1 protein-coding gene is annotated in these 255 nt (G+C 42.4%); it reads right to left on the bottom strand.

Features of this window, described 5'->3' with window-relative positions:
• A partial coding sequence (locus PSH48_RS21295; RefSeq protein ID WP_273610822.1) for a transposase occupies positions 1-208 on the bottom strand: 208 nt, incomplete at its 3' end.
• Between the last annotated feature and the right edge of the window lie 47 nt (positions 209-255).

Below are 255 nucleotides of genomic sequence, written 5' to 3'. Positions count from 1 at the left end.
CTTCAGTTGATTGCGTATTAGAAGAGGGTTTAGACGGTTGAGCTTGAGATTTCTTGACCCATGCTCTAAGTGTTTCTGGGGTACATCCCAGTTTATCTGAAATCGATACTAGCGCAGCCCAAAGAGAAGGGTATTCATGCTGTTGTGTGGTAACAAGCCTAATTGCACGTTCACGAAATTCTGATGTATAGCGATTTGATTTTTTCATAGTTCCAGTTTCTCAAGTTATTGAGTCTCTGGCAAACACGGGGCGAT

Source organism: Pseudoalteromonas sp. Angola-4 (genome assembly GCF_028599265.1).
Taxonomy (GTDB): domain Bacteria; phylum Pseudomonadota; class Gammaproteobacteria; order Enterobacterales; family Alteromonadaceae; genus Pseudoalteromonas; species Pseudoalteromonas atlantica.
The sequence above is the reverse complement of the archived record's forward strand: the minus strand, read 5'-3'. Positions and strand labels throughout refer to the sequence as shown.